The organism is Rhizobium sp. BK661 (genome assembly GCF_024808825.1).
Lineage (GTDB): Bacteria > Pseudomonadota > Alphaproteobacteria > Rhizobiales > Rhizobiaceae > Rhizobium.
This window is the reverse complement of the sequence record NZ_JANTYT010000010.1, coordinates 62,373-88,234: the sequence shown is the minus strand read 5'-3', so window position 1 is coordinate 88,234 and position 25,862 is coordinate 62,373. Positions and strand designations below refer to the sequence as shown.

The 25,862-nt window shown below is 59.6% G+C and carries 22 protein-coding genes and 2 pseudogenes; 9 read left to right on the top strand and 15 right to left on the bottom strand.

Features of this window, described 5'->3' with window-relative positions; all coding sequences use genetic code 11:
• The 4 genes from urtD to urtA all read right to left on the bottom strand — a co-directional run bounded on the left by urtD (position 1) and on the right by urtA (position 5,019).
• Complete coding sequence (gene urtD / locus FHX16_RS20035) at positions 1-756, bottom strand: urea ABC transporter ATP-binding protein UrtD (RefSeq protein ID WP_183864247.1); 756 nt, start codon at positions 754-756, stop codon at positions 1-3.
• A 6-nt stretch (positions 757-762) separates the two neighbouring features.
• On the bottom strand, positions 763-1,926 hold the full coding sequence (urtC, locus tag FHX16_RS20030; protein ID WP_259129938.1) for an urea ABC transporter permease subunit UrtC: 1,164 nt from the start codon (positions 1,924-1,926) through the stop codon (positions 763-765).
• The gene (gene urtB / locus FHX16_RS20025; RefSeq protein WP_183864316.1) at positions 1,923-3,539 is read right to left on the bottom strand and encodes an urea ABC transporter permease subunit UrtB; all 1,617 of its coding nucleotides are present in this window, start codon (positions 3,537-3,539) and stop codon (positions 1,923-1,925) included. Before urtB ends, urtC begins: the two co-directional genes overlap by 4 nt.
• 187 nt (positions 3,540-3,726) lie before the next feature.
• Positions 3,727-5,019 (bottom strand): urea ABC transporter substrate-binding protein, encoded by a 1,293-nt coding sequence (urtA, locus tag FHX16_RS20020; RefSeq protein ID WP_183756645.1) that lies wholly within the window; start codon positions 5,017-5,019, stop codon positions 3,727-3,729.
• 216 nt (positions 5,020-5,235) lie between these two features.
• On the opposite strand from urtA, the gene FHX16_RS20015 reads away from it, so the two are divergent.
• The 5 genes from FHX16_RS20015 to FHX16_RS31595 all read left to right on the top strand — a co-directional run bounded on the left by FHX16_RS20015 (position 5,236) and on the right by FHX16_RS31595 (position 11,109).
• A complete protein-coding gene (locus FHX16_RS20015) occupies positions 5,236-8,625 on the top strand; it encodes an ATP-binding protein (protein WP_183756644.1) in 3,390 nt (1,129 codons plus the stop codon).
• Entirely contained in the window at positions 8,618-9,529 is a 912-nt protein-coding gene (locus tag FHX16_RS20010; protein ID WP_259129936.1) for a response regulator transcription factor, read from the top strand. The genes FHX16_RS20015 and FHX16_RS20010 overlap by 8 nt, the downstream gene beginning before the upstream one ends.
• A 233-nt stretch (positions 9,530-9,762) precedes the next feature.
• On the top strand, positions 9,763-10,137 hold the full coding sequence (locus tag FHX16_RS20005; RefSeq protein WP_259129933.1) for a hypothetical protein: 375 nt from the start codon (positions 9,763-9,765) through the stop codon (positions 10,135-10,137).
• Between the two features lie 24 nt (positions 10,138-10,161).
• Complete coding sequence (locus FHX16_RS20000) at positions 10,162-10,650, top strand: HD domain-containing protein (RefSeq protein WP_259129931.1); 489 nt, start codon at positions 10,162-10,164, stop codon at positions 10,648-10,650.
• Between the two features lie 33 nt (positions 10,651-10,683).
• Positions 10,684-11,109 (top strand): toxin-antitoxin system HicB family antitoxin, encoded by a 426-nt coding sequence (locus FHX16_RS31595; protein ID WP_405049304.1) that lies wholly within the window; start codon positions 10,684-10,686, stop codon positions 11,107-11,109.
• Here the strand turns inward: FHX16_RS31595 and FHX16_RS19995 are convergent.
• Positions 11,046-12,365: an LLM class flavin-dependent oxidoreductase gene (locus FHX16_RS19995; protein ID WP_259129928.1), complete on the bottom strand. Its 1,320-nt coding sequence runs from the start codon at positions 12,363-12,365 to the stop codon at positions 11,046-11,048. The genes FHX16_RS31595 and FHX16_RS19995 overlap by 64 nt on opposite strands.
• 400 nt (positions 12,366-12,765) lie before the next feature.
• Here FHX16_RS19995 and FHX16_RS19990 point away from each other — a divergent pair.
• A pseudogene (locus FHX16_RS19990) lies at positions 12,766-13,031 on the top strand (NADH-quinone oxidoreductase subunit H); the annotation flags it as partial.
• Positions 13,032-13,196: 165 nt separating this feature from the next.
• Here the strand turns inward: FHX16_RS19990 and FHX16_RS19985 are convergent.
• Positions 13,197-13,379, bottom strand: a pseudogene (locus FHX16_RS19985) (IS110 family transposase); the annotation flags it as partial.
• Between the two features lie 433 nt (positions 13,380-13,812).
• Between FHX16_RS19985 and FHX16_RS19980 the strand changes: the two are divergent.
• Positions 13,813-14,580, top strand: coding sequence for an SDR family NAD(P)-dependent oxidoreductase (locus tag FHX16_RS19980; protein ID WP_259129926.1), 768 nt, complete (start codon positions 13,813-13,815; stop codon positions 14,578-14,580).
• Between the two features lie 421 nt (positions 14,581-15,001).
• Here the strand turns inward: FHX16_RS19980 and FHX16_RS19975 are convergent, their stop codons facing one another.
• From FHX16_RS19975 to FHX16_RS19935, 9 genes are all read right to left on the bottom strand, one after another.
• Positions 15,002-15,745, bottom strand: coding sequence for an amino acid ABC transporter ATP-binding protein (locus FHX16_RS19975; protein WP_310503140.1), 744 nt, complete (start codon positions 15,743-15,745; stop codon positions 15,002-15,004).
• The gene (locus FHX16_RS19970) at positions 15,742-16,716 is read right to left on the bottom strand and encodes an amino acid ABC transporter permease (RefSeq protein ID WP_259129922.1); all 975 of its coding nucleotides are present in this window, start codon (positions 16,714-16,716) and stop codon (positions 15,742-15,744) included. Before FHX16_RS19970 ends, FHX16_RS19975 begins: the two co-directional genes overlap by 4 nt.
• A gap of 58 nt (positions 16,717-16,774) precedes the next feature.
• Entirely contained in the window at positions 16,775-17,608 is an 834-nt protein-coding gene (locus tag FHX16_RS19965; RefSeq protein ID WP_259129921.1) for a transporter substrate-binding domain-containing protein, read from the bottom strand.
• A 139-nt stretch (positions 17,609-17,747) separates the two neighbouring features.
• Complete coding sequence (locus FHX16_RS19960) at positions 17,748-18,137, bottom strand: carboxymuconolactone decarboxylase family protein (protein ID WP_259129919.1); 390 nt, start codon at positions 18,135-18,137, stop codon at positions 17,748-17,750.
• Positions 18,130-18,939 (bottom strand): alpha/beta fold hydrolase, encoded by an 810-nt coding sequence (locus FHX16_RS19955; protein ID WP_259129917.1) that lies wholly within the window; start codon positions 18,937-18,939, stop codon positions 18,130-18,132. Before FHX16_RS19955 ends, FHX16_RS19960 begins: the two co-directional genes overlap by 8 nt.
• Before the next feature lies 1 nt (position 18,940).
• Complete coding sequence (locus tag FHX16_RS19950) at positions 18,941-20,017, bottom strand: LLM class flavin-dependent oxidoreductase (RefSeq protein WP_259129915.1); 1,077 nt, start codon at positions 20,015-20,017, stop codon at positions 18,941-18,943.
• A 40-nt stretch (positions 20,018-20,057) separates the two neighbouring features.
• Positions 20,058-21,572, bottom strand: coding sequence for an aldehyde dehydrogenase (locus tag FHX16_RS19945; protein WP_259129913.1), 1,515 nt, complete (start codon positions 21,570-21,572; stop codon positions 20,058-20,060).
• 1 nt (position 21,573) lies between these two features.
• The gene (locus FHX16_RS19940) at positions 21,574-22,566 is read right to left on the bottom strand and encodes a flavin reductase (protein WP_183756632.1); all 993 of its coding nucleotides are present in this window, start codon (positions 22,564-22,566) and stop codon (positions 21,574-21,576) included.
• A 176-nt stretch (positions 22,567-22,742) separates the two neighbouring features.
• Positions 22,743-24,545: a helix-turn-helix domain-containing protein gene (locus FHX16_RS19935; protein ID WP_259129911.1), complete on the bottom strand. Its 1,803-nt coding sequence runs from the start codon at positions 24,543-24,545 to the stop codon at positions 22,743-22,745.
• A gap of 165 nt (positions 24,546-24,710) precedes the next feature.
• On the opposite strand from FHX16_RS19935, the gene FHX16_RS19930 reads away from it, so the two are divergent.
• Both FHX16_RS19930 and FHX16_RS19925 read left to right on the top strand, forming a co-directional pair.
• On the top strand, positions 24,711-25,316 hold the full coding sequence (locus tag FHX16_RS19930; protein WP_259129909.1) for an amino acid synthesis family protein: 606 nt from the start codon (positions 24,711-24,713) through the stop codon (positions 25,314-25,316).
• 8 nt (positions 25,317-25,324) lie between these two features.
• Positions 25,325-25,825 carry an Lrp/AsnC family transcriptional regulator gene (locus FHX16_RS19925; protein ID WP_259129907.1) on the top strand — a complete coding sequence of 167 codons (501 nt, stop codon included), beginning with the start codon at positions 25,325-25,327 and terminating at the stop codon, positions 25,823-25,825.
• Positions 25,826-25,862: the final 37 nt, after the last annotated feature.

The following is a 25,862-nucleotide window of genomic DNA, read 5'->3' as shown; positions in this document are numbered from 1 at the left end:
TCAGCGCCCCAGATAATTTTCGATGACCTTCGGATCGGCGCTTACGAAATCGATCGATCCCTCTGCCAGCACCGACCCTTCGGCAAGGCAGGTCACCTTGACGCCGAGGTCGCGGATGAACCCCATGTCATGCTCGACGACGACCACCGACCGCGTCCTGGCTATTTCCTTGAGCAGGATCGCGGTTTCCGCTGTCTCGGCATCGGTCATGCCGGCAACCGGCTCGTCGACCAGAAGCAGCTTCGGCTCCTGCGCCAGGAGCATGCCGATCTCCAGCCATTGCTTCTGGCCATGCGAGAGGTTGGCTGCGAGTTCGTCACGCCGATGGGTCAGCCGAACCGTTTCAAGGATCTCCTCGATACGTGCCTTGTCCTCGCTTGAGAGCCGGTAGAACAGTGTGGCAAAGACACTACGCTTGCGGTTCAGCGCCAGTTCCAGGTTGTCCCAGACCGTATGGCTTTCGAAGACCGTCGGCTTCTGGAACTTGCGGCCGATGCCAAGCTGGGCGATGTCGGCCTCGTCCCGCTTCGTCAGATCGACGTCGCCGTTGAAGAAAACCTCGCCTTCGTCAGGTCGGGTCTTGCCGGTTATGATGTCCATCATCGTCGTTTTGCCGGCGCCGTTCGGACCGATGATGGCGCGCAGTTCGCCGGGCTCGATGACGATCGACAGCGAATTGAGCGCCTTGAAACCGTCGAAGGAAACCGAGACATTGTTGAGATAGAGAACGCTGCTTGGTTTGACGTCAGGGATCATGATTGCTCACTCCGCCGGCTGGACTTTTGCATCGACGCGCTCGCCCTGAAGGACAGGCGGTGCGGCCTCCGTCATCGGCTTGCGGCGCGGGAGATACTGGGCGATCGTGCCGACGATGCCCTTGGGCAGGAACAGCGTGACGAGCACGAAGAGCCCGCCAAGCGCGAACAGCCAGAACTCGGGAAACAGACCAGTAAAGATCGTTTTGCCGCCATTGACCAGGATGGCGCCGATGATCGGGCCGATCAGCGTCGAGCGTCCGCCGACAGCCGTCCAGATGACGACTTCGATGGAATTGGCAGGGGCAAACTCACCGGGGTTGATGATACCGACCTGCGGCACGTAGAGCGCGCCGGCAACGCCCGCCATCATCGCGGAAACGACGAAGGTGAAGAGCTTGAAGTGTTCCACACGGTAGCCGAGGAAGCGCGTGCGGCCCTCCGCATCGCGCACGCCGACCAGCACTTTTCCGAATTTCGAGCGCACGATGGCCGAGGCAATCATCAGGGAGAGCGCAAGGAAGATCGCTGTGGCGGCGAAGAGGGCGGCGCGCGTTCCGTCCGCCTGGACGCTGAAACCGATGATTTCCTTGAAGTCGGTCATGCCGTTATTGCCGCCGAAACCCATGTCGTTGCGGAAGAAGGCAAGCAGCAGCGCGTAGGTCATCGCCTGCGTGATGATCGACAGATAGACACCGTTGACCCTGCTGCGGAAGGCGAACCAGCCAAAGACGAAGGCAAGCAGCCCCGGCACCAGGAGAACCATAAGCGCGGCGAACCAGAACTTGTCGAACCCATACCAGAACCAGGGCAGTTCCTTCCAGTTCAGGAACACCATGAAGTCAGGGAGGATAGGGTCGCCATAGACGCCGCGCGGACCGATCTGGCGCATGAGATACATGCCCATCGCATAGCCGCCGAGCGCAAAGAAAGCCCCGTGGCCAAGCGACAGGATGCCGCAAAAGCCCCAAACGAGATCGAGCGCCAGTGCCAGCAGCGCATAGGTCAGATACTTGCCGAACAGCGCCATGATGTAGGTCGGAATGTGCAGCGGATTGGCAGGGCCGGTCATCAGGTTGAGCACGGGGACCAGCACGGCCAGTCCAAGCAGAATGACGATGGCAGCGATGATCTTGCGGTCGAGAGACCGGAGCAGGAAGGCCGTAATCATGCTTCCACCGCCCTTCCTTTAAGTGCGAAGAGCCCGCGAGGACGCTTCTGGATGAAAAGAATGATGAGGACGAGCACCAGGATCTTGCCGAGCACGGCACCCGCGAAAGGCTCGAGGAATTTGTTGAGGACGCCGAGTGACAGGGCGCCAACCAGCGTGCCCCAGAGGTTGCCGACGCCACCAAAGACCACGACCATGAAGCTGTCGATGATGTAGCTCTGGCCAAGGTTCGGCGAGACGTTGTCGATCTGCGAGAGGGCAACACCTGCGATACCCGCAATTCCGGAGCCGAGCGCAAACGTGAACGCATCAACCCAGCCGGTACGGATGCCCATCGATGACGCCATGCGGCGGTTCTGCGTGACCGCACGCATCTGCAGGCCGAAGGCCGAGCGCTTCAGGAGAAAGAGCAGTGCAAAGAACACGGTGATCGAAAAGACGATGATCCAGAGGCGATTCCAGGTGATCGAGAGACCGCCAAGCTCAAATGCACCCGACATCCAGCTCGGATTGCGCACCTCGCGGTTTGTTGGCCCGAAGGCCGTGCGAACTGCCTGCTGCAGGATCAGCGACACGCCCCAGGTTGCAAGCAGCGTCTCAAGCGGACGACCATAGAGGTAGCGAATGACGACGCGCTCGATCACGAGGCCGACAAGCCCGGTAAACAGGAAGGCTGCCGGCACGGAGAAGGCGAGCGAGTAGTTTGCGAGCTCCGGAAACGCGGAGCTGATGTACTCCTGCACGACATAGGTCGTATAGGCCCCGATCATTACCATTTCCCCATGCGCCATGTTGATGACGCCCATGACGCCGAAGGTAATGGCAAGGCCGATCGCTGCCAGCAGCAGCACCGATCCGAGCGATAAGCCGTACCAGACATTCTGCCCGACATCCCAAAACGCCAGGCTGCGGTTGATGGCGTTGATATGTGCCTCGATTTCACCCTTCAGCTCCTCGGGGGCTGTCGCCATTGCAGAATTGAGGATGGTCAGGGCCTCACGCCCTCCGCGCGCCGTAACCGTGTCGATCGCCGCCTTTTTCTCTTCGGCGCTGACGTCGCTCTTCAGCACCATGACGGCCCGTGCGGCCTCCATGGCATTTTTGACCTCGGCGTCCTTCTCTTCGGCGAGTGCTGCGGTCAAGAGATCGAGGTTTGCCGGATCGGCGTCCTTGAGCAGGCCTTGGGCTGCCGCAAGCCGTGCGCCTCGATCGGGGCTCAGCAGCGTCAGCTGGCTCGTGACGGTGGCGATCACCGTGCGTAGCGAATTGTTGATCTTGACCTTTGACATGTAGTCTGGATCGACGTCGGAAACGACCTGGCCGGAAATCGGGTCTGCATAAGTCGGCTCGTCCTCGGAGCCACCTTGCACCAGCACAGGACCGCCGGTCTCGGAATTCACGTAGAGCTTTCCGCCGCTCAAAAGCTCGAGGATTTCGCCGACACGCGGGTCCTTGGAGGCAACCAGTGCCTTGATCGCGGCTTCGCGCTCGGGGAAATCACCGGCGCCCAAGGCATCGATCAGGGGATGGATATCGTCCTGCGCTTTCACAGCCGCAAGGGCCGGCAAGGCCAGGCACAGCGTAAGAAGCAGGATTTTGATGGCGCGATACATCGGCTTTCTTGCCTCGGTCATCATTGGCCTTCCGGCGCAATCGGGAACATCGTCCTTCTGTCGGCGCAATCCGACGGATCGATTGCCGCTCGTCTCGAAGGCTGCATGTCTGGGGATGAACCTTCCGCCCGGACAGGAGCCGCCGGGCGGAAGTCTTCAGGCGTCAGAGTGACGGGGTGGAACGCACTCAGGAGCCCTTGCCGCCGCACTTGCCCGAGGCAACGTTGAAGTTGCCGCAGTTCATGGGCTTGCGCCAATCGGAGATCAGGTCCTTGGAGTCGGGCAGGTAGTCGGACCATTCGTCGCCAACGACCGCCGGGGTCTGCTGAACGATTTCGAACTGGCCGTTCGCCTGGATTTCACCGATCAGAACCGGCTTAGTGATGTGGTGGTTCGGCATGACGGTCGCATAGCCGCCCGACAGGTTCGGAACTGTCGTGCCAATGATCGTGTCGAGAACCTTGTCCGTGTCAGTCGTGCCGGCAGCCTGAACAGCCTTGACCCAGGCGTTGAAGCCGATATAGGCGGCTTCCATCGGGTCGTTCGTCACGCGCTTGTCGTTCTTGGTGAACTCGTGCCACTGCTTGATGAACTTCTTGTTCACAGGGCTTTCCACCGACTCGAAGTAGTTCCAGGCCGCGAGATGGCCAACGAGCGGCTTGGTGTCGAGACCGGCAAGCTCTTCTTCGCCGACCGAGAAGGCAACGACCGGAATATCTGTCGCCTTGATGCCCTGGTTGCCGAGCTCCTTGTAGAACGGAACGTTCGCGTCACCGTTGATGGTCGAGACCACGGCGGTCTTCTTGCCAGCCGAGCCGAACTCCTTGATCTTCTTCACTTCCGTCTGCCAGTCCGAGAAGCCGAACGGCGTGTAGTTGATGATGATGTCCTCCTTTGGAATGCCCTTGGATTCGAGATAGGCTTCCAGGATCTTGTTCGTCGTGCGCGGATAGACGTAGTCGGTGCCTTCGAGCACGAAACGCTTAACGCCTTCCTTTTCCATCAGATAGTCGACCGCCGGGATTGCCTGCTGGTTCGGCGCTGCACCCGTGTAGAAGATGTTGCGCGAGGACTCCTCGCCTTCGTACTGGACCGGGTAGAAGAGGATCGAGTTGAGCTCTTCGAAGACAGGCAGAACCGACTTGCGCGACGACGAGGTCCAGCAGCCGAATACGGCCGCGACCTTGTCCTTCTCGATCAGCTCGCGCGCCTTTTCGGCAAACAGCGGCCAATCGGACGCCGGATCGACGACGACGGCTTCGAGCTTCTTGCCGAGAAGGCCACCCTTCTTGTTCTGCTCGTCGATGAGCATCAGCATGGCGTCTTTCAGTGTCGTTTCGGAGATCGCCATCGTGCCGGAGAGCGAGTGCAGGACGCCGACCTTGATGGTGTCGTCGGCGGCAACGGCTCCGTGGAAAGCGGCGGTGGCCGACATGACGGCGCCGAGTGCGGCGCCCGTGATATAGGACTTGAGATTCATCTGGTTGATCCCCTCTTCTTGTTCGACAACAGGCCGAAAGCGGCAGTTAACTGTTGCTTAGCGGACTATCCGGTGCTGCGGTGCGAAAGCGTATACGCAATATGACGTAGGAGACGGGGCGAAATGTGCAGTTTTGTGCTGCGCCGCACCTTAAGCCTCGTGTCATTCCGTGTTACGAACGCATGACAAGGGGAACAAAGGGGCTGGCACCAAGGCATGGCAGCGCGGCAACGCATCATTCCGGTCAGGCGCGAATACAATCGCTGGGTGGCAAACCAGACGCTGGAAGACTATGCGCTGCGCTTTACGGCAAAGAGCGCCCGGCAATTCTCGTCGCAACGCATCTCGCAAACGGCGATCGGCGCCATTTCATTTCTCGCGCTCGAAGCGATCGGCGGCGCGATCACTCTCTCTTATGGCACGACCAACGCCTTCTTCGCCATTGTCGTCGCCAGCCTTGCCATGCTTCTGATTGGCCTGCCAATCAGTCGCTATGCGATCCGGCACGGCGTCGACATCGATCTTCTGACGCGCGGTGCGAGCTTCGGCTACATCGGCTCGACGGTCACGTCGCTGATCTATGCCAGTTTCACCTTCATGCTGTTTGCGATCGAAGCCTCAATCATGTCCGGCGCGCTGGAGCTGACGCTCGGCATCCCGCTATGGATCGGGTACATCATCAGCGCCGTCATGGTCATTCCGCTGGTTACCCACGGCGTCCGGCTGATCAGCCGGTTTCAGTTGCTGACGCAGCCTTTCTGGATCGTCCTCAACGTCCTGCCCTTCCTCTTCATCGCCGCGATGGATTTTGAGAAATTCGACCTCTGGCGGGCCTTTGCCGGAATCCGCCATGCGTCCGGACCGCCGGGCACGATGGCACCTTTCGATCTCGTGGAGTTCGGCGCCGCCTCTGCCGTCATCCTGGCGCTGATGTCGCAGATCGGCGAACAGGCCGACTTCCTGCGCTTCTTGCCGCCGGAAAAGCAGCGGAACTGGCGACACCGCCTTGCCGTGTTTCTGGCGGGCCCCGGCTGGGTCATCATCGGGGCGCCCAAGCTGCTGGCCGGCTCCTTTCTCGTCGTCCTTACCTTCGCGTCCGGCGTGCCGGTCGATCGTGCCGCCGATCCGGCCCAGATGTATCTGACGGCCTTCGGCTACATGATCCCGTGGCACAACGCTGCGCTTCTGCTGATGGCTGCCTTCGTGGTCGTCTCGCAGTTGAAGATCAACGTGATGAACGCCTATGCTGGCTCACTTGCCTGGTCGAACTTCTTCTCCCGCCTCACCCACAGCCATCCCGGCCGCGTCATCTGGCTCGTCTTCAATGTGGCAATCGCGCTTCTGCTGATGGAGCTCGGCATCTACAAGCTGCTTGAGGAAACGCTCGGCATCTTCTCGATCATCGCCATGGCCTGGCTGTGCACGATCTCGGCCGATCTCTTCATCAACAAGCCGCTTGGCCTCGCCCCTCCGGGCATCGAATTCAAGCGCGCCCATCTCTACGACATCAATCCGGTTGGCCTGGGCGCCATGACGCTGTCGGCAGGCATAGCACTTGTCGCCCATTTCGGCGTCTTCGGCCCCGTCGCTGCCTCGCTTGCACCCTACATCACGCTGCTGGTTGCACTGATTGCCTCGCCGGTGATCGCGTGGGCCACGAAGGGCAAGTTCTACCTCGCTCGCAAGCCGCGTCACAGCTGGAAGAACCTCACCAACATCACCTGCTCTGTGTGCGAGCACCCCTTCGAACCGGAGGACATGGCCTGGTGCCCGGCCTATGCGGCACCGATCTGCTCGCTCTGCTGTTCACTCGACAGCCGCTGCCATGACATGTGCAAGCCGAAGGGCCGTTTCAACGCCCAGGTCGGCACGGTCGCGAAGGCGGTTTTGCCTGGAACGGTCGTCGAGAAGCTGACCACTCGCCTCGGCCGCTACGGGATAGCCGTGGTGCTGGCCCTGACGGCCGTCGGCGCAATCCTTGCGATGATTGCCCATCAGGTCTCTGCAGCCTCACCGGAAACCGCCGAGGTGGTCAACCGAACCATCCTGATTGTCTTCTTCGTCTTCGCCGTCATCGCCGGCGTCGTCTGCTGGTTTTATGTGCTGGCGCATGACAGCCGTGTCGTTGCCGAAGAGGAATCCTCGCGCCAGAATACCCTGCTGCTGAAGGAAATCGCCGCCCACAAGAAGACCGACGCCGCGCTCCAGACCGCCAAGGAGACCGCGGAAGCCGCCAACCGGGCGAAGAGCCGTTACGTCGTCGGTCTCAGCCACGAATTGCGCACGCCGCTGAATGCCGTGCTTGGCTACGCGCAGATCCTCGAGCGCGACGACACCATTCCCGCGCCACGACAGTCGTCGATCAAGGTGATCCGCCGCAGCGCCGAGCATTTGTCCGGCCTGATCGACGGTCTCCTTGATATTTCCAAGATCGAAGCCGGACGGCTGCAGGTCTATTCCAACGAGATCAATATTCACGATTTCCTGGACCAGATTGTCGACATGTTCCGTCCGCAGGCCGAGGTGAAGGGGCTGACCTTCCATCACGACCGCTCCCCCGTCCTGCCACACTTCGTTCGCACTGATGAAAAACGCCTGCGCCAGATCCTCGTGAACCTGCTCTCCAACGCGATCAAGTTCACTGACGAAGGCAGTGTCAGATTCGATGTCGGCTACCGCAGCCAGGTTGCAACCTTCACCGTTACCGATACCGGTCGTGGCATTGCCGAGAAGGATTTGGGCCGTATCTACGAGCCGTTCCAGCGTGGCGAGGCCGATAGCATCAGGCCGATGCCGGGCCTCGGTCTCGGGCTGACGATCACACAACTCTTGACCAACACGCTCGGCGGCGAGATTTCGGTGATGAGCGAGAAGGATCACGGAACGGTCTTCCGCGTTCGCCTCATGCTTTCCGCCGTGCTTCGCGAAATGACGGTGCCGCCACAGGAAAAGAAGATCGTAAGCTACGACGGTCCCCGGCGCACGATCGTGGTCGTGGATGACAACGAGGACCATCGCGAGATGATGCGCGAGGTGCTTGTCCCACTGGATTTCGTCGTGCTGACCGCGGCAAGCGGGGCCGACTGCCTGACGTTGATCGAGGGCATTCAGCCCGATCTGTTCCTCGTCGATATCTCGATGCCGGGCATGAATGGATGGCAGCTCGTTTCGCGGTTGCGAGCGAACGGCCAGATCGCGCCAATCGTGATGCTGTCGGCCAACATCGGCGACGCGGCCGCTCACCGCGACAGCGACGACAGCCACAGCGATGCCATCGGCAAACCGGTGGACATCAAGCAACTGCGTGACAAGCTTGCGGTGCATCTGGGCCTGAAATGGATTTATGCGGAGTCGGCTTCTCCCTCGGCACCTGCCGGGCGCGACCGACCGTTGATCAGTCCGGGTCTTGCCCACGTCCAGGAATTGTTGCGGCTCGCCGAAATCGGCTACATCAGAGGAATCGAGGCAAAGCTCGCCGACCTTGCCAAGGTGGAGGCAAATCAGCCATTTACGGAGGAACTCCGTTCCTTTGCGGCATCATTCGATTTGAATGGCCTCATGAATTTCCTGCACCGGTTTGACGAGAAGGTAGATACCCTTGGCTGAGCTCCCGCGCGATATTGTTCTCTTGGTGGATGACTCGCCTGATGCCCTGGGATTTTTGGCCGACGCTCTGGAGCAATCCGGTTTTTCCGTTCTGATCGCGACATCGGGCTCGGCTGCGCTGAGCATCGTGGAACGCATTACGCCGGACCTCATTCTGCTCGATGCAGTCATGCCATCCATGGACGGCTTCGAGACCTGCAAAAAACTCAAATCCAATCCGGCGATCAGCCAGATACCGGTGATCTTCATGACTGGTCTGACGGAAACCGAACATGTGGTTCGTGCCTTGGAATCCGGCGGCGTCGACTACCTGACCAAGCCGATCAATATCGACGAACTGCGTGCGCGGATCGGCGTGCACCTGCGCAATGCCCGTTCGACGCAAAGCGCACGTGTCGCGCTGGACGCCGCCGGCCGGCATTTGCTTGCGGTCAAGGGCAACGGCGACATTCACTGGTCGACACCACAGGCAACACGTCTCGTCAACGCGGCGATGGATCGAGACGATGCCATGGACACGGTTGTCGGCAAGATTGCCGATTGGATGAAGACACGCCCAGCTTCCGGCCGCGACGGTGCGTTTTCCCTTTCGCATGCGGGCAAGGACGTGCTTCAGCTTGCCTTCCTGGGCGCGATCGGAGCGGATGAATATCTGTTTCGGCTCACCGCAAACAATGCACGCGCCGATGACGAGGTGCTGCGCCGGCATTTCTCGCTAACGCAGAGAGAATCCGAAGTGTTACTTTGGATTGCAAAGGGCAAGGCCAACCGCGATATCGGCGAGATCCTGGGCCTCTCGGCACGCACCGTCAACAAGCATCTCGAGCAGATCTATGTGAAGCTAGGCGTCGAAAACCGTGCCTCGGCAGCCGTCAAGGCAGCCCACGTCCTGCACGAGACATGACGGATCAGAGGCAGGGAGCCGGTGGACTGAACCATGCTCAGGGACAGACCCCGTGCCCGTTCAGGGGGCGGCACCGATACCAGCTTCCTGGCCATGAGATTGGTGATGCGAGCCATCGGCGCCAGGCGCAATAGGACTTAAGTCGTGCGGGAGGTTGTCGCAGGAACTCTCGGTTTCCTCGGCAGTTATTGCACGGTGGAGAACCCGCTCCAGTGTCGACAGAGGAGACGCTCTTGCGAAACGGCCTGGCTTTATCCCTGCTCGTCGGTTTCCCGGTTTGCGCCCTCGCGCAGTCGCCGGATCTGGAGGCTACCTGTCAGTCGGTCGCCAGGGGTTTCTTCATGACGGACAAACGTCCGGTCGGGACAATTCGGTCCTTTCCGGAACTGAAGCCACCCGGAGTGAGGATGACCTGTTTCGCGCGGGAAGGCGTGGCTGTGCCCGACATGACCGATACCTTGTGCGAATTCGGCAAGACTAATAAGCCGCACCATCTTGTCGGGTTTTGTGTGTCAAGCACATGCTATTCTCCGAACGAGGCCGATGGTGATCGAAATGGCCATTTTGACGAGGCCCGAATTCTTCTCGACCTGTCGGAAAAACAATAACGGTGCCCGTGGAGGGATACGATCATGGCTGCCCACCAGCGCGAATGGATCAATGAACACGACGATCAGCCTGCCTCGGATCTCCTGCGTGCAGTCAAGATCGCCTTCAAGGCCCATATGGGACAGACCGACAAGACCGGCGAGCCGTATTTCCTGCATTGCAAGCGGGTGGCTGACGCGGTGAGCGGTGGTGAGCGTGTCGTCGCCTACCTGCATGACGTCGTCGAAAAGGGACCCGAGTGGACGCTGGATCGTTTGCGGGACGAGGATTTCACGCCTGCGGTCATCGAGGCCGTCGACGCACTGACCAGACGATCCGAGGAAAGCGATGAAGAGTTCGTCACGCGTGCCCTGGCAAATGAGTTGGCCCGGCCCGTCAAGATCGCCGATCTGAAGGACAATCTCGCCCAAGCCAAGGAGAGCGGGATGGACCCCTCCAAGTATCAGGAAGGCCTCAGACTGGCCGCGCAGATCTGCTGCGAGCCAACCAGACCCGCCAAGGATCCCCCTTAACGCCGTTCTCGATGTAAACCGAAGCCCACCGGTCTGGCGAGCGCTACGAACCGACGAAGCGCGGTTCAATTTTGTACGCGATGGGAGCTTAGGAAGGCTTTTCAAGAGGCGGTCTATCTCAAGACCTGGAAGAACATCGGGAAAGCGCCTCAAAGGCCGTATTCTGGCGATATGATGCGACGCGTTGCTCCCGAACTCCACCGTCGAGCAGCTCTTGCTGCCGAGCGGGAAGAGTCATGCCCAAGGGGCCGAGGAGATCCTGCAAGAAGCCGGCCGCGCATGATACCCCTTAAAAGCTTGCCTCGTCGCACGCCGCGGCCTTCGGCAGCGCTCCGGCGTCGGCAATTGGCTGTAAGCCCCATTCTCCTTCCTGCAACCTTGAATTCCCGCCGTGATCAGCAAAAGAACCTGTTCCCTGGTCGGGGAAGACCGAGATGTTCACGCAGCGTCGACCCCTGATAGTCATGGCGGAATAGGCCCCGGCGTTGCAGTTCGGGAACAAGCTGTTGCGTCACGTCATCGAGGCCTTGCGGGAGAAACGGAAAGACGACCGTGAACCCGTCTGCGGCCTGTTGTGTAAGCCAGGCCTCCATCTCATCTGCAATTGTTTGCGGCGTCCCCACGAAAGCAAGCCCGGCATAGCCGCCGTAACGCTGGGCAAGCTGGCGAACCGTCAATTTCTCTTCCTCCGCCAGACGAATTGCCTGCGCGCGTCCGGTCTTGCTGGCATTGGTCTCCGGTATCGTCGGCAGGGGCCGGTCTGGATCGAAGCCCGAGGCATCGTGTCCAAGTGCGATGGACAGTGAAGCGATGGCACTGTCGTAGTGGACGAGGCTGTCGAGCATGTCGCGCTTGGCCCTCGCCTCCTCGACCGTGTCACCGATCACGATAAATGCCGCGGGCAAGATCTTCAGGTGCTCAGGGTTGCGACCGAACGCCGGCATTCGTCCTTTGATGTCGGCATAGAGCAACCTGGCAGCAGCAAGGTCACGAGGGGAACAAAAGACGAGCTCAGCAGTCTCGGCGGCGAGCTGGCGACCAGGTTCCGATTGGCCAGCTTGGACGATGACCGGCCAGCCCTGGACGGGTCGGGCAATATTGAGCGGGCCACGCACATTCAGCTCGGCTCCCTTGTGATCGAGCACATGCATTTTCCCCACGTCGAAGAAGATGCCGCTCTCCTGGTCGCGTATGAAGGCATCATCGGCAAAGCTGTCCCACAGACCTGTTACGACGTCGTAGAATTCACGCGCCCGTGCATAGCGTTCGCCATGCTCGACATGCTCGTCCAGACCAAAATTTCGTGCCGCGTCGGGGTTGGAGGTGGTCACGATGTTCCACGCGGCGCGCCCGTTGCTGATGTGATCAAGCGAGGCGAAACGCCTCGCCACATGATAGGGCTCATCGAAGGTGGTCGACGCGGTGGCCGCGAGGCCGATCTTTTCGGTGACCGAGGCAAGAGCCGAAAGCAGCGTAAACGGCTCGAACGATGTGACGGTGTGACTGCGCACAAGCGCATCCACAGGCATATTCAAGAGAGCCAGATGGTCGGCCATGAAAAAGGCGTCGAACTTTGCGGCTTCAAGTTTCTGGATGAACGACTTGATGTGGGCGAAATTGAAATTCGCGTCCGGATAGGATCCGGGATAGCGCCACGCGCCGGTGTGCAGGCTGACCGGGCGCATGAAAGCTGTAAGATGGAGAGATTTTGCCATGACGCGAAGCCCCTGATATCGATCGGTGTAGAGGTAACCCATTCATCTCTACCAGGCTAAGGCACATCATTGCGCCAATGACAGCGTGCGTGAAAAATCTGTTTGGAACGGACGCTGCAGGTTCACCATCTCCCGATTTCCACTCCATTTTTCGGCCAGGTCGCCTCCCCTCGCCTCGAGGGCAACGACCTGGCCATCCTCACTTCGACAACAAACTGCCGGCAGCAGTCACGACGTAGGCGATCGCGAAAAGTAATGCGGCATGGATCAGTCTTTGCGGCGACACAAGCGCAGTCGCATTGTGTGGTCTGCTTCGCCGTTGTATTCTCGAAGAACTCAGTGCATAGCCGGAGCCAAAGTCTGGTCACGTGTTTCAGCCATGAATATGTCGCTGCTGATCATGGAACTCATTGTCGCCCTCGGTATGATCGCCTTCACGGTCGCGTTGCTGATTGCGATGCTGCTGTTGCTGCCCTTGCGTCTGACCTGGCTGGAACGAAAGATCGCCGGTCACAGGCAGCAACGAGTGGGGCCCATGCGCGTGGGCTGGCATGGGCTGCTACAACCGATGGCGGACGGCATCAAACTCCTGACGAAATAGGACATCCGGTGGAAGCCGACCGATTCTTCTTCAAAATAGCCCCCATCCTCGCGCTTGCTCCTCCCTTAGCCGCGGACCCTTTAGAGAGAGCGCCGACGACCATTACCGCCTTCATCTCTGTCGGTCCGAAGGCCGCGGGCTTCGCAGTGATCCCGCGCGTCTTCCTCAACCCCTGGTCGCAGCCTCGAGCTATTGCCGTAGGGATCGCATATTCTCTTGGGGCTGTGCGCAAAACGATGCAGCAATGCCGCCACATCGCCGCCAGCCACCGAGTGCTTCGACATCCCGCCGTTTCCCGGCGACAACGATGTGATCAACCACGTTGAGCGAGAGAGTTCCAATAATACGAATATTGCGGCAAGATCAGTGCGGATAGCGGTCGGCGTATGCGGCTGGGAAGTGACAGCTTCCACAACGTCGTCTCCTATGAGCTGAGAGCGTTATCGCAGCCTCACTTTGCCAGAGCGACGACCGCTATTCACTCCCCATGGGATCTTAGCTTAGCTTAGCTCCTTGGGAAACAATGAGGGGGTCGAAAATACCGATCCTTTCGCAGTCATCGCGCACTGTCATGCTTGGCCACCTTTTTGGCCTGCTTCTATGGCCATATTCGATACCGTTATTTCTCCATAATAACGGCAGTTGGGGGGAAATTGGCGGGGTGTTGGAACCCCGGTTTTGGCCGCTTTCGTCGCCGGAGTGAAAACTCGAGATTCGCACGGCCTTTGCTTCCTATCTATATTACAAAACAGCCAACGGACAGCTTCTCCAGCAATCGCCGAAAACTGGACTTGGGCCGCTCCTCGCCTATGTGCAGTGCGGGATCTAACAAATGGGAGTTGCCAAGTGAGCCGTATCCTCATCACCGGATCGACCGATGGCCTGGGATTGGCAGCAGCACGACAACTCATCACAAATGGGCACGAAGTGGTGCTTCATGCCCGTTCTTCAGAGCGGGCGAAGGCAATCGGCCAACTCGCCGCGAAGTCTCTTGGTGTCGTAGTGGGCGACCTTTCAAACGGCGCCGAAACAAGATCAATGGCCGATCAACTCAACACAATTGGCCGAATGGACGCTGTCATTCACAATGCTGGAATTTACTCCGAGCCTGCGCGCGGTGACACTCCCGAAGGGCATCCCAAAGTCCTGGCTGTGAACACGCTTGCGCCCTACATTTTGACGGCGCTGATCGAGCGGCCGAAACGGCTCGTCTACCTCAGCAGCGGGATGCATCAGAGCGGCGGAAGAGAAATCGAGGATATCGACTGGAGACGCCGACCCTGGAACACCGGTCGCGCGTATTCAGAAAGCAAGCTCCATGTTGCAGCGCTTGCTGCCGCTGTCGCACGTTACTGGCCCGAAGTGTTGAGCAACGCCGTCGATCCCGGGTGGGTCCCGACAAAAATGGGGGGTGCCGGCGCTCCCGACAATCTGAGGGAGGGCTATCAGACACAAGTGTGGCTGGCGACAAGCGACGATGAGATAGCCAGGAGCAGCGGAGGCTATTGGTACCATCGCGAACGGCGGAAGCCCGCAGACGAAGTCACGGATCCAGATTATCAGGACGAGTTGATCAGGAAGCTTGAGACTCTGACCGACGTCAAGCTGTTCTAAATGGCCGGAGAGCCGACGCGACGTTGGCTGACGAGACAAAGAAGATAAAAGCAGGGGCCTTCGTCCGCGACCGCCCTTCCGCCTTCGAAGGGAATGGACGAACTCACCCGAGCATAACTCTCGTCGGAACACATGTTCGCCATTTGAGTTACCTCAGCATGGAGGATTGACTCATGAGGAATGCGAGAGAGCATTCGGCCAGCGACGGGACCATCAGCGCGCATCGTCCTGGTTGTCGTATTTCGGCCGTCCGGATATTGATGTGGAAGCGCATGGTAATGGCGAATGTTCGCAACGGCTCTTCTACGTCCGAAGTACTCCGTCCACCTATCAGACGAACTCCATTGGCCGAGATGTAAATCTGGCGGCGCGTCGATCGAAACCAATTCATGGGCGGAAAATTCCTGCTCGGGCGCCCCATTCAGTGCTTAAGGATCTGGCTCAGGAATAGCTTTAACCGCTCATGCCGCGGATTTGTGAAGAAGTCGTCCGGATTTCCCTCTTCGACGATCTGGCCAGAATTCATGAAGATAACCCGGTCAGCGACAGCACGGGCAAATCCCATCTCATGAGTGACGCAGACCATGGTCATGCCGTCCCTGGCGAGACTGGTCATGGTATCCAGCACCTCCGACACCATCTCCGGATCAAGCGCCGAGGTCGGCTCGTCGAACAGCATGACGGCCGGCTGCATGCAAAGTGAACGGGCGATCGCCACTCGCTGCTGCTGACCGCCAGACAGCTGGATCGGGAACTTGTTTGCCTGCTCGGGAATACGGACCCGTTCCAGAAACTCGATCGCCGTCTTGCGTGCCTTTGCCTCGGATTCGCCCTTGAGCCACATTGGCCCGACCATGCAGTTCATGAGCACAGTCATATGCGGGAATAGATTGAAGTGCTGGAACACCATGCCGACATTTTTGCGCACATCTCCAACATTGCGCATCCTGTCGTGCAGTGTGATGCCATTGACGGTAATTTCGCCCTGTTGATGCGCTTCGAGGCGGTTGAAGCAACGGATCAAGGTCGATTTTCCCGATCCCGACGGACCGCAGACAACGATGCGTTCGCCCTTGCTGACCGTCAGATTGATATCCGTCAGCACCTGGAAACTGCCGTACCATTTTGACACGTTCCTTGCTTCAATGATGTTGTCGCCATTCATCGGATTTTGCTCCTGGCATAGTGGCGCTCGATGCGGGATTGGATGAGCTCCAGGCAGATCGACATGATCCAGTAAAGCATGGCGGCGGAGATCAGCATCTCCATGTGCTGGAAGGTCTTCTGGCCGAGCGTGCGGGCAAGGAACATCAGCTCCCAGACGCCGATGACCGAGACGAGCGAACTGTCCTTCAGCATCGAGATGAACTGGTTGCCCGTCGGCGGGATGATGACCGGAAGAGCCTGCGGCAGGATAATCTTGCGCATCGTGATGCCGAAACCGAAGCCGATCGAGCGTGACGCTTCCCATTGACCGCGATCAATGCTCTGGATCCCGGAGCGGAAAATCTCGGTCATGTAGGCGCCGTAGCAGAGCGATAGCGCGAGAATGCCGGCCGGAACCGCATCGATTACGAAGCCGAGCTGCGGCAGGCCGAGATAGATCAGATAGACCTGCATCAGAAGCGGCAGACCGCGAAAGAAGGAGGTGTAAAAGCTCGCGATTGCATAGGCAAAACCGTTGGTGGAAAGCTTGGCGACGGCGCCCAGTATCGCAATGGCCGAAGCAATGACGATCGATACAGCCGAGACATAGACCGTTGTCACCAACCCCTGTGTAATCAGGAACGGCAGCTTCTCCTCAATGAAGGGCAGGCTGAGATGAAAGGTTTCGAAGAAGGCCAAGAACAACAACAGCAGCTCGAACCAGACGATGGCGATCTGCACCCTGAGAGGTGCAAAGCCGATCAGCACCACGTTCAATGCAAACATCACCGCGACGACGAAGGCAATCGCAAACCGGCCATAGAGACCACTTGTCACCGGATCACCGATGACGGGTCGCATCAATTCCCCCATCGTCGTGCCGCTGAGGTTGAACATCAGGAAGACCGCAAGCACCAACGCAAACAAGGTCGCAACGAACCATGGTTTGTGGACGAATATCTCGGACTCAACTGTATCGGGATAAAGCATTTCCTGTCCCTTCGGCGGAAAAAGACGGCCCGGCTTCCCGGACCGTCGGATGCACCAGTTATTTTATTACCGTGTAGTCGACGCCGTACCACTTGACCGACAGCTTGCTGAGCGTGCCGTCGGATTGCATCCCTTTGACGGCCTCGGCGATCTTGTCGTTGAAATCCTTGTCGCCGTGCTCGATCGCGACGGCGAGCGGCTCGTAAAATACGGGATCACCGATCCGCTTGATCGGATAGCCGGCCTTCTGTGCATCGAGGATGCTTGGCAACGAAGAGACGACGGCATCGAGACGGGTCCCGTCACCAAGACGCAGGTCGTCAAAAGCAGTTGTCGAGTTGGCATAGGACTTCACGTCCTTCGGCTTGAACTCGTACTTGAAGGGCGGCGCGCCGGCGGCATCGAGCGTTAGCTCGCCCTTGGCATAGGCTTCGAAGGTCGAGGTGGCAGTGGTACCGACAACCTTGCCATCGAGATCCGAAACCTTGGCCGCCTTGCTCTCGTTGTGCACGGCAACGGCAGCCGGGGTGTAATAGTAGACGGCCGGGAAATCGAAGATCTCGGCACGCTTCTTGGTTGGCGTCATCGAACCGACATGCATGTCCCAGCGGCCCGCCCAGTTGCCTGCCGTGATGATGTCCCAGCCCGGAGTGACGAATTCGACCTTCACGCCGAGGCGCCTGCCAATGTCCTTGGCAACATCGATGTCAAAGCCATCGAGTTCGTTCTTCTCGTTCATGAAGGATTGCGGTGCCCAGTTGGCGTCGGTCGCAACCTTCAGATCCTTGGCTGCCATGACGCGGTCGAGCACGGCACCGGCATTGGCCTGCATGGCACAAAAGGCAAGCGTAAGCGATGCTGCGGCTGCGGTAATCTTCGTCAGTCTGTTCATGCGATGGTTCCCTTTGTTGTCATTCTTCGTTCCCGGCGCAGGGGTCCAGTACCCTGAGCCGATCTTGGGGCGGAGAGACCGTTGCGTCTTTCCGCAATGTGAAGCAGAGGCAAGCCGTCTCACCTCGGATCGATGAACGTCAGAGTTCTCCTTTTTGCCGCATCTCGTCGCGGGCCGAACCGGCCACCCGGAACGCCTCGACCCCGGCTGGAATGCCGCAGTAAATGGCAATCTGAATAAGCGCCGCGCGAAGCTCGTCGTCGCTCAACCCGTTGCGGATCGCACCACGGAAATGGATGCCGAATTCATGCATGCGATTAAGTGCCGCCAGCATGCCGAGATTGAGAAGGCTGCGCTGCTTTAGGTCGAGCCCGTCATCCGTCCAGGCCTTTCCCCAGCAATATTCGTTAAGAACGTCCTGAAGTGAGGCAGAGAAGCCGTCGGCGCTTTCAATTGCTCGATCGACATACTCGTCGCCGAGAACCTTTCGGCGGATCGCTTCACCGCTCTTTCGCAACGTTTCATCCATGGGCCGGATCCTTGCGGTTGAAGAAGCCACGCATCAGGTTCGCCACCATTTCCGGTGCTTCGATCAGAATGGAGTGGCGCAGGCCAGGCAGGATCGCGAGCGCCGAGCCCGGAATGCGCTCGTGCATGTAGCGCGCCATGCGCGGATTGGACCCGGCATCGTCCTCGCCGGTTGCAATCAGCGTCGGGCAGCGAATCTGATCGAGGAAGCCGCCGAAGTCGGTTTCTGCAAGCACCCGATAGGCCGCGGCGTAGCATTCCGGATCGTTTTCGCAGTCACGCAGCTGCAACCGTTCAATCACCTTCGGGTTCATCGCCTGGAAATCCTCCGTCAGCCAGCGCGACAGCGACGCGTTGTGATGGTCGGCAGGCGTTCCGGCCCGCAAGGCTGCCAGCCGCTCAAGCACCCGCGTGCGTTCGTCAGGCGTGCGTCCGGCAATGGTCGACAGCAGGACCAGCTTGCGAAGCCGGCCGAGATTCGTCAGGGCAAGACGCTGGGCTATCAGGCCGCCGAGCGAAAATCCGGCAAGATTGAATGTCCCGAAGCCTGCCCTGTCGGCGAGCGCCAGTGCCTCGTTGACGAAATCATCGATCTCGTAGCGACCTTTGACCCTGCTGGACTGGCCATGGCCGCGCAGGTCAAAGGTCAGTATGGTGAACTGGTCCTTCAAACGTTCGACGACGCCGGACCAGGCCTCAAGGTAGGACCCGACGCCATGGATCAAGACCAGCGGCTCGCCGCGCCCCTCGATCCGGTAGTTGAGCGTCACATCTCCAACGGTATGGCGCAAAGCCTCTGTCATGTCAGCCTGCCGCCGTCTTGCGTTGCATGTCCTTCTCTCGCGCGGCGAAGAAGGGCATGATCTCCTTGATGAACAGCTCAAGCGTGCGCTTCTGCAATTCAAACGGAAGGTTGAAGGTCAGTCCGAGGCAGTATTGATCGACGCCTGCGGCTTCAAAGACGAGCAGCTTTTCGATGGCCTCTTCCGGCGTGCCGAACATCAGGTTTTTTCGTATATTGTCCGGGTTGTAGTTGTCCTTGCCTCTGACCGCTTCGTAGGGCACCGCTTCTGGAAAGCCATTGTGGACCCTGCCGATATTCTGCATCAGGTTCTCGAAGGCGCGGCCATAGTCCATGCTGTGCTTTACCGCAGTTTCCCACCCGTCGGGATTGTCGTAGACGCAGGTGCGGCGCTGCATCATGAAGCGCGGACGCGGCACCTCCGGGTGATCGGCGACGGCCTTGTGGAACTTGTCGGACAGGACCTGGATTTCGGCGGCAGGTGATGAAAGCGGCGTCGACAGGATGCTCGCGCCGTTGGCGATCGCCCAGTCAAAGGTTCCCGGATCGCGCGCTGCAACCCAGATCGGCGGATGCGGCTGCTGCAGCGGCTTCGGGACCGAAGTGGCGGTCGGGAATTTCCAGTAGTGCCCGTCATGGGCATAGTCGCCGGCCCAAAGCTTTTTAACCGCGGGTACGATCTCCTTCATGTAGGCGACGCCTTCCTGCTGCGGCATGCCGCCTGCCATCCGGTCGAATTCGTACTGGTATGAACCGCGGGCAATACCGAATTCCAGCCGGCCGTTGGTCAGGTGGTCGCAAAGCGCTGATTCACCGGCGAGACGGATCGGGCTCCAGTACGGGGCAACGAGGGTCGAGGTACCGAGGCGGATTTTTTCCGTATGCTGTGCAAGCCAGACGAGGGTCTGGAACGGATTGGGAGAGATCGTACATTCGATCGTATGGTGCTCGGCCGTCCACAGCGCCTCGAACCCGCCCTCGTCTGCCATCCGCGCCAGGTGCAGGAGGTTGTTCCTGGTCGTCGACATCGCCACGCCAGGCGAGAAGCGTTCCATGGTCAGCGATACTGCGAATTTCATTTGCTAGCCTCCCCTTGGGGTTCAGTTTTCTGGTGACCGGTCACTTCAGGCGGATGACGAAGGGATCCTGCATGGCGCCCGAGTAGTCGATGATGACGTTCTTCAGGCGCGAGAACTCGTGCATGACCTCAAAGCCGCCACGCCGCCCATAACCGCTTTCCTTGAAGCCGCCATTGGCGGACATGAAGGAAGCCGAACGGTAGGTATTCACCCAGACCGTTCCCGCCTCGATCTGGTTGGCAAAGCGCAGTGCCCTGTCGATATCCTTGGTCCAGATGCCGGACGCGAGGCCGTAGGTGCTGTCATTGGCAAGGGCAATCATCTCCGCCTCGTCGCAAAACGGCATGACGCCGACCACTGGCCCGAAGATCTCGTCGCGCATGAAGCCCATGTCGTTTTGAGCCTCGACCATCACGGTCGGCTCGAAATACCAGCCCCCTCGTGCAAGCCCTTCCCTTTCCAGGCGCCGGCCACCGGCAGCGATCCGGGCGCCATCCCTGAGGCCTGATGCCACGTAGCCTTCGACTTTCTTGAGTTGGTCGGCGAGCGCCAGGGGACCGATATCGGTATCGTCGATCGTCGGCAGACCCACCTGAATTCGCTGGGTGCGCTCTACAAGCGCATCGATGAACCTGTCGTAGATGCTGGCTTCGACGAAGCAGCGCGAACCGGCGACACAGGTCTGGCCCGCGGCGGCAAAGACACCGGAAACGACGCCGTTCACCGCATGCTCGATCTCGACGTCGCCGAAGACGACATGTGGTGACTTGCCGCCGAGCTCCATCGAGCATGGAACGAGGTTTTGCGCTGCGTTACCCGCTATGCGACGACCAGTGGCAGTGCTTCCGGTAAAGACATATTTCGAGACCCCGGGATGACGGGTCAGCGCCTCACCCGCACTCTTGCCGGTGCCGGTCACGACGTTGACGACCCCTGCCGGGAAGCCAGCCTCGTGGATCAGTTCGGCAAGCGCCAGCGTCGAAGCACTTGCATGCTCTGATGGCTTGATGACGATGGTGTTGCCGATGGCAAGGCACGGCGCAAGCGTGCCGGTCAAAAGCATCAGCGGCGAATTCCACGGTGTGATCATGCCAACGACGCCGAGGGGTTCGCGCAGATTGAGATTCAAGGTGTCGAGGCGGTTGATCGGGATGGTGTCGCCCTGCAGCTTGTCGGCCATGCCGGCGAAATAGTGATAGCTATCGGGCATCGAACGCATCTGCGCCCGGCTTTCCTTCAGGAGCTTGCCGTTGTCGCGCGTTTCGATCTCGGCAAGGATGTCGGCATTCGCCCCCACAAGCTCGGCGAGACGGCGGACCAGAGCGCCACGATCAGTCTGCGTCATGCGCCGCCATGAAGGATTGCAAAACGCGGCCCTGGCAGCGGCGACAGCTGCCCCCACATCGTCGGCTTCGGCATCGGCAAATTCGTACCAGGGCTGACCCGTCGTCGGATCATAGCTTGCGATGTAAGTGCCGTTCTTCGGGGCGACGAATTCGCCGTTGATGAACAGGCGCTGGCGCGAACCTTGGATGGAGGCGACTGTTGTCTTCATGTCATTGTCCTTGGTCTTGGGAGGCGTGGATCCAGGAACGGGCTTCGCCGTCGATCATCGCAATGCGGCCGCCATCGTCGGAATCCATGTAGATGCCGAAGCGTCCGGCCTGCCGTTCGCGCACAAAGCGCCGCAGCATCGAACGCAGTTCATGGGTGGCGATCGCCTCGTAAGGCAGATCGTCGATCGCAAAGAAGCGGAGGTCGGCGGACAGGTTGCTGCCAGCCCCCTCGCCTGCCAGTCGGGCGCGGTAGACGAGATAGCCGGGATCGCTGTCGGCAACGTCGAAGACGGAATAGAGGAATGTCTCTTCCGGCACGAGGCGAAGAGCCTCACCACCTTCGACCACCAATTGGCTATCGGCCTTGCGCCGGCGGGCGGACGGCAGCACCCAGCCGCCCTTTCCATTGGAGCGTAGCAACAGACTATCGCCCGCTTCGATCAGATAGCCGATGATCATTCCATGCGAGGCAAGCCAGCCGGCAGGCAGCGGATCCTTGACGCTCGCATAACGACCCCGGCAGAAGCCGAGCGGCGCTGTCGGGCTCGTACCGAACGCACGAACCTCCCCGATCAGAACCGCATGGTCTCCAGCATCGACCGTGTTGTAGGTAGTGCAATCGAACCAGGTTAGACTGTCGGTCAGAACGGGTGCGCCGGTATGGATATGATCGTGAGTGACCGACTGGAATTTGTCCGGCGACTTCGATGCAAAGGTACCGGATACATCGACCTGGCCCTCATGCAGGATATTGACTGCGAAGCAGCCAGCATTGGTGAAAGCCTGGTAGCTGGAGGCGGATTTGGCGACGCAGACCAGAAGCAGGGGCGGGTCAAGCGAGACCGAGGTGAAGGAATTGGCGGTCATGCCACGTGGCGTGCCGTCTTCGTCGCGGGTGGTGATCACGGTCACGCCCGTCACGAAGGTTCCGAAAGCCCGTCGCAACGCGATCGGGTCAATCGGCGCATCCGCCCTTGCCGTTGTCTCCGCCATTCCGTTGCGCCTCCTCCGTTGGTTTCAGGAGAAGCTACCGTTGCCGTCGTCGACGTTCTTCCGTCGCTTCGCTGGAACAGAGGAAAAGCCTCTCCTGCGAACCGCAGGAAGTGAGTGGACGGCGCAAAGCGACAGCGTGCAACAGCTGTGTCGTGTTTGCGCAAAGTGCAGGGGGTCTATTTTTCGGTGGCCACGCGGTTGTCGATAACGCCGTAGAGCCGGATCGCCAGCTCGATGGCGAAGCGCTTTTCAGGTGTCTCGACATCGACCCCAAAGAGATCCTGGATGCGCGACAGCCGGTAGCGGAGGGTCGTCACATGCAGGCCCATCGTATCGGCACAGGCCTGGCTGCGACACCCCTCCTGCAGATAGGTGGAGAGGGTTTGGAGATAGGGGGTTCCGTTCTCGCGATCATGCTCGGCAATCTGGCCGACGCTATCATGAACAAAGCTGCGCACATCGCCTGCTTCCGACGCGGCGACCAGCATCGGCAGTGGCCCGAAGTCCTGCGCCGAAACCGCACCGGTCAGACCAAAGGACCGACCAATGCGGATCATCCGGCTGCAGCGTTCCCAGGCGGGGGGATAATCGGATAGCGCGGCACAGCGGTTCCCCGCCACGACGACCGGCGCTTCGTCGAAATAGCGGGCGAGTTCTTCGGCGATGCGACGCGTGAGTTTTGTGGTCCGCTCCTGCCTTTTGCCTGCATCATAGGGCACGAGGCAGACGACGCCGCCATCGATGGCGATCAGGTTTGCCTGCACCGATGCCTGCTGCATGATGCGCGCCAGCGTATGCTCGACGTCGATGGACGCACCGCCGAAGGTTTTCGTTTTTTCCGGAAAATCGACAACGATCATCTGCTGGGGTGTCGCGAAATTAAGCCCCAGCCGCTGGGTGCGTTGGGCGACATCACCGGCATTGCGCCATCGTGCCTCGACAATTTCGAAGAACAGCTCCGTCTGGGTGCGGGTCTCGAAGCGGAAACGGATGAAGCTGCGCATCATCTGGACGCTCAGAGCAAACTTGGCGCTGTCGAGCATCAAATGGTCGAGATCGCTGAACTCACGCAGGGTTGGGAAGATGATCAGCGCCCCGACGAGCTGGTTGTCGACCATCAGCGCCTCGATGCGGGCGGAGATCTTGAAGCGCTGGTTACCGTCATCGAGAAAGATGCTCGCCGCATCCGATGTGCCCTGCCCGATCGCCTCCCGCGCCGCCTTCATCAGCGGGCGCGCGAAAACAGTAGACGCTGCCTCCTGCCATGCCGCCTCATCATAAAGCGCGTTTGGCGGGCGTCCGGCGATGACCTGGTTGGCCGTGAAATCGACGACGATCGTCGGGTTCGAAAGCATCATGCCCACCATCGCCGAAAGCGGTGCGACCGACCCGTCGCTCAACACATGCTCAAGGAGTGATGTATGCGCCTGCAGCGCGCGCTCCAGTCGCTGCGCGGAGCGCTTTTCGGCTTCGAGACGATGCTCGCGGTCGACGGCAATGGCACCCATGTGAATGATGGCGCTTAGGAAGGCAAGGTCATCCTCGCAAACCTCGGTGATCTGGCGGGATATGACACTGAGCACCATCGGACGGCCCTCGGCGTCCTTGCAGTTCATCGGCAGGACGACCACCGTCCGGTAGTCACGCTCGAAGGCCTCCTTGCGATAGCCTGGAAACTCGACGGATTCGCGGGCATCGCGAATATAGACCGGCTCGTTGCGCTGTAGGGCGATCAAGGACGGACTTGTCGCCAGCTCCCATTTGTCCGGAAGGTGCCGCTCGATCAGCGTCGGGTCATAGCGCACGATGACATGCGCATAACCGTGGGCAGCGTCGATGCCCATGATGGAACCGAGCGCCCAATTGGCATGGCGACAGGCTGACGCGATGAGTTGCTGCAGCACGGTCTGAAGATCGCCGCCGCTGTTGATTTGGCTGGCGACGTCGCGGAGCGACAATATCCGGGATTTCTGTTCCAACTCAGCTCGTCTCTCCAGATTGACCATTCATTGCGAATGCGGGAGCGACAAGTCTACTCGGTTTCAATGAAACCTGCAGCGAATCTTTCCGCCAAATTGAGGAAGACCCCGCTGGTGGCCGCGCTAATGTTGGGCGCAATCTTAACAATTCGAATTGGCGCATCTATGACGATCGGCATCCGGAAGATCTCAACGTTCCTGGAAGAAACGCTGGTGGAGGGCGGCAGGGCCGCACCACGCCCCGCCAATGTTGTCGTGGTGGCGGCGGTGATCAGGAACCCATGGGCTGGCCGCGGCTTTGTCGAGGATCTGAGGCCGGAAATCATCCGCATTGCCGGCGAGCTCAGCCACGAGATGACGGATCGGCTGTTACGACAGATGCGACCTGAGGCGATCGAGGCCTGCGGCAAGGCCGCAGCAGTTGGCATTCATGGGGAGATCGAACATGCCTCGGCAATGATCCACACGCTCCGTTTTGGAAATCCATTCCGTGAAGCGATCGGTGGTACCAACTATCTCGAGTTTACCAACACCCGCAATGCCCCGGGAGCTCTGCTGAGCTTGCCGATGATGCACAAGAGCGAGAACGGCAAGCGCTCCCATTTTCTGACCGCCAACTTCCAGATTGCCGATGCGCCGGGACCGGACGAGATCATCGTCGCGATCGGTGCGTCCGACAGCGGACGAGCCCACGCGCGCATTGCCGATCGTTTCCAGGATATCGCCGAAATGGAAGCAGAGAAGGGCGCTTCGCTCCAGAACGCCCGATGAGCTCGGCGATGAAGCTTGATGCGATCGACCTGCGCATACTCGACGCAATCCAGCGCGACGGTCGCATCACGAAACTGGCTCTCGCCGAAAAGGCGGGGCTTTCTGCCACCCCCTGCTGGATGCGCCTACGAAAGCTGGAGAGGGCTGGCATAATCATCGGCTATCATGCACAGCTGTCGCTGCGCCGGGTTGCGCCCGTTAGCAACGTCATGGTCCAGTTGACGCTTTCAAACCATCGGCAAGCCGATTTCGATCGGTTCGAACGAGCAATCCGCGAGATCCCGGAAATTGTCAGTTGCTGGTCGGTCGGCGGCGGTATCGATTATATCCTGAAGATCGTCGCGGCAAATATCGATGCCTATCAGCGACTGATCGATGAGCTTCTCGACCGGGAACTTGGCATATCCCGCTACTTCACCTACATCGTCACCAGGACCGTCAAGGAAGGTCCTATTGTTCCGGTATCGCTGCTGCTGGCCGACGACACTTGTACGGCCGCGGCTTTGTGATAGCTAGCACCTAAAAACCCGCCAGCATTCCCACCAC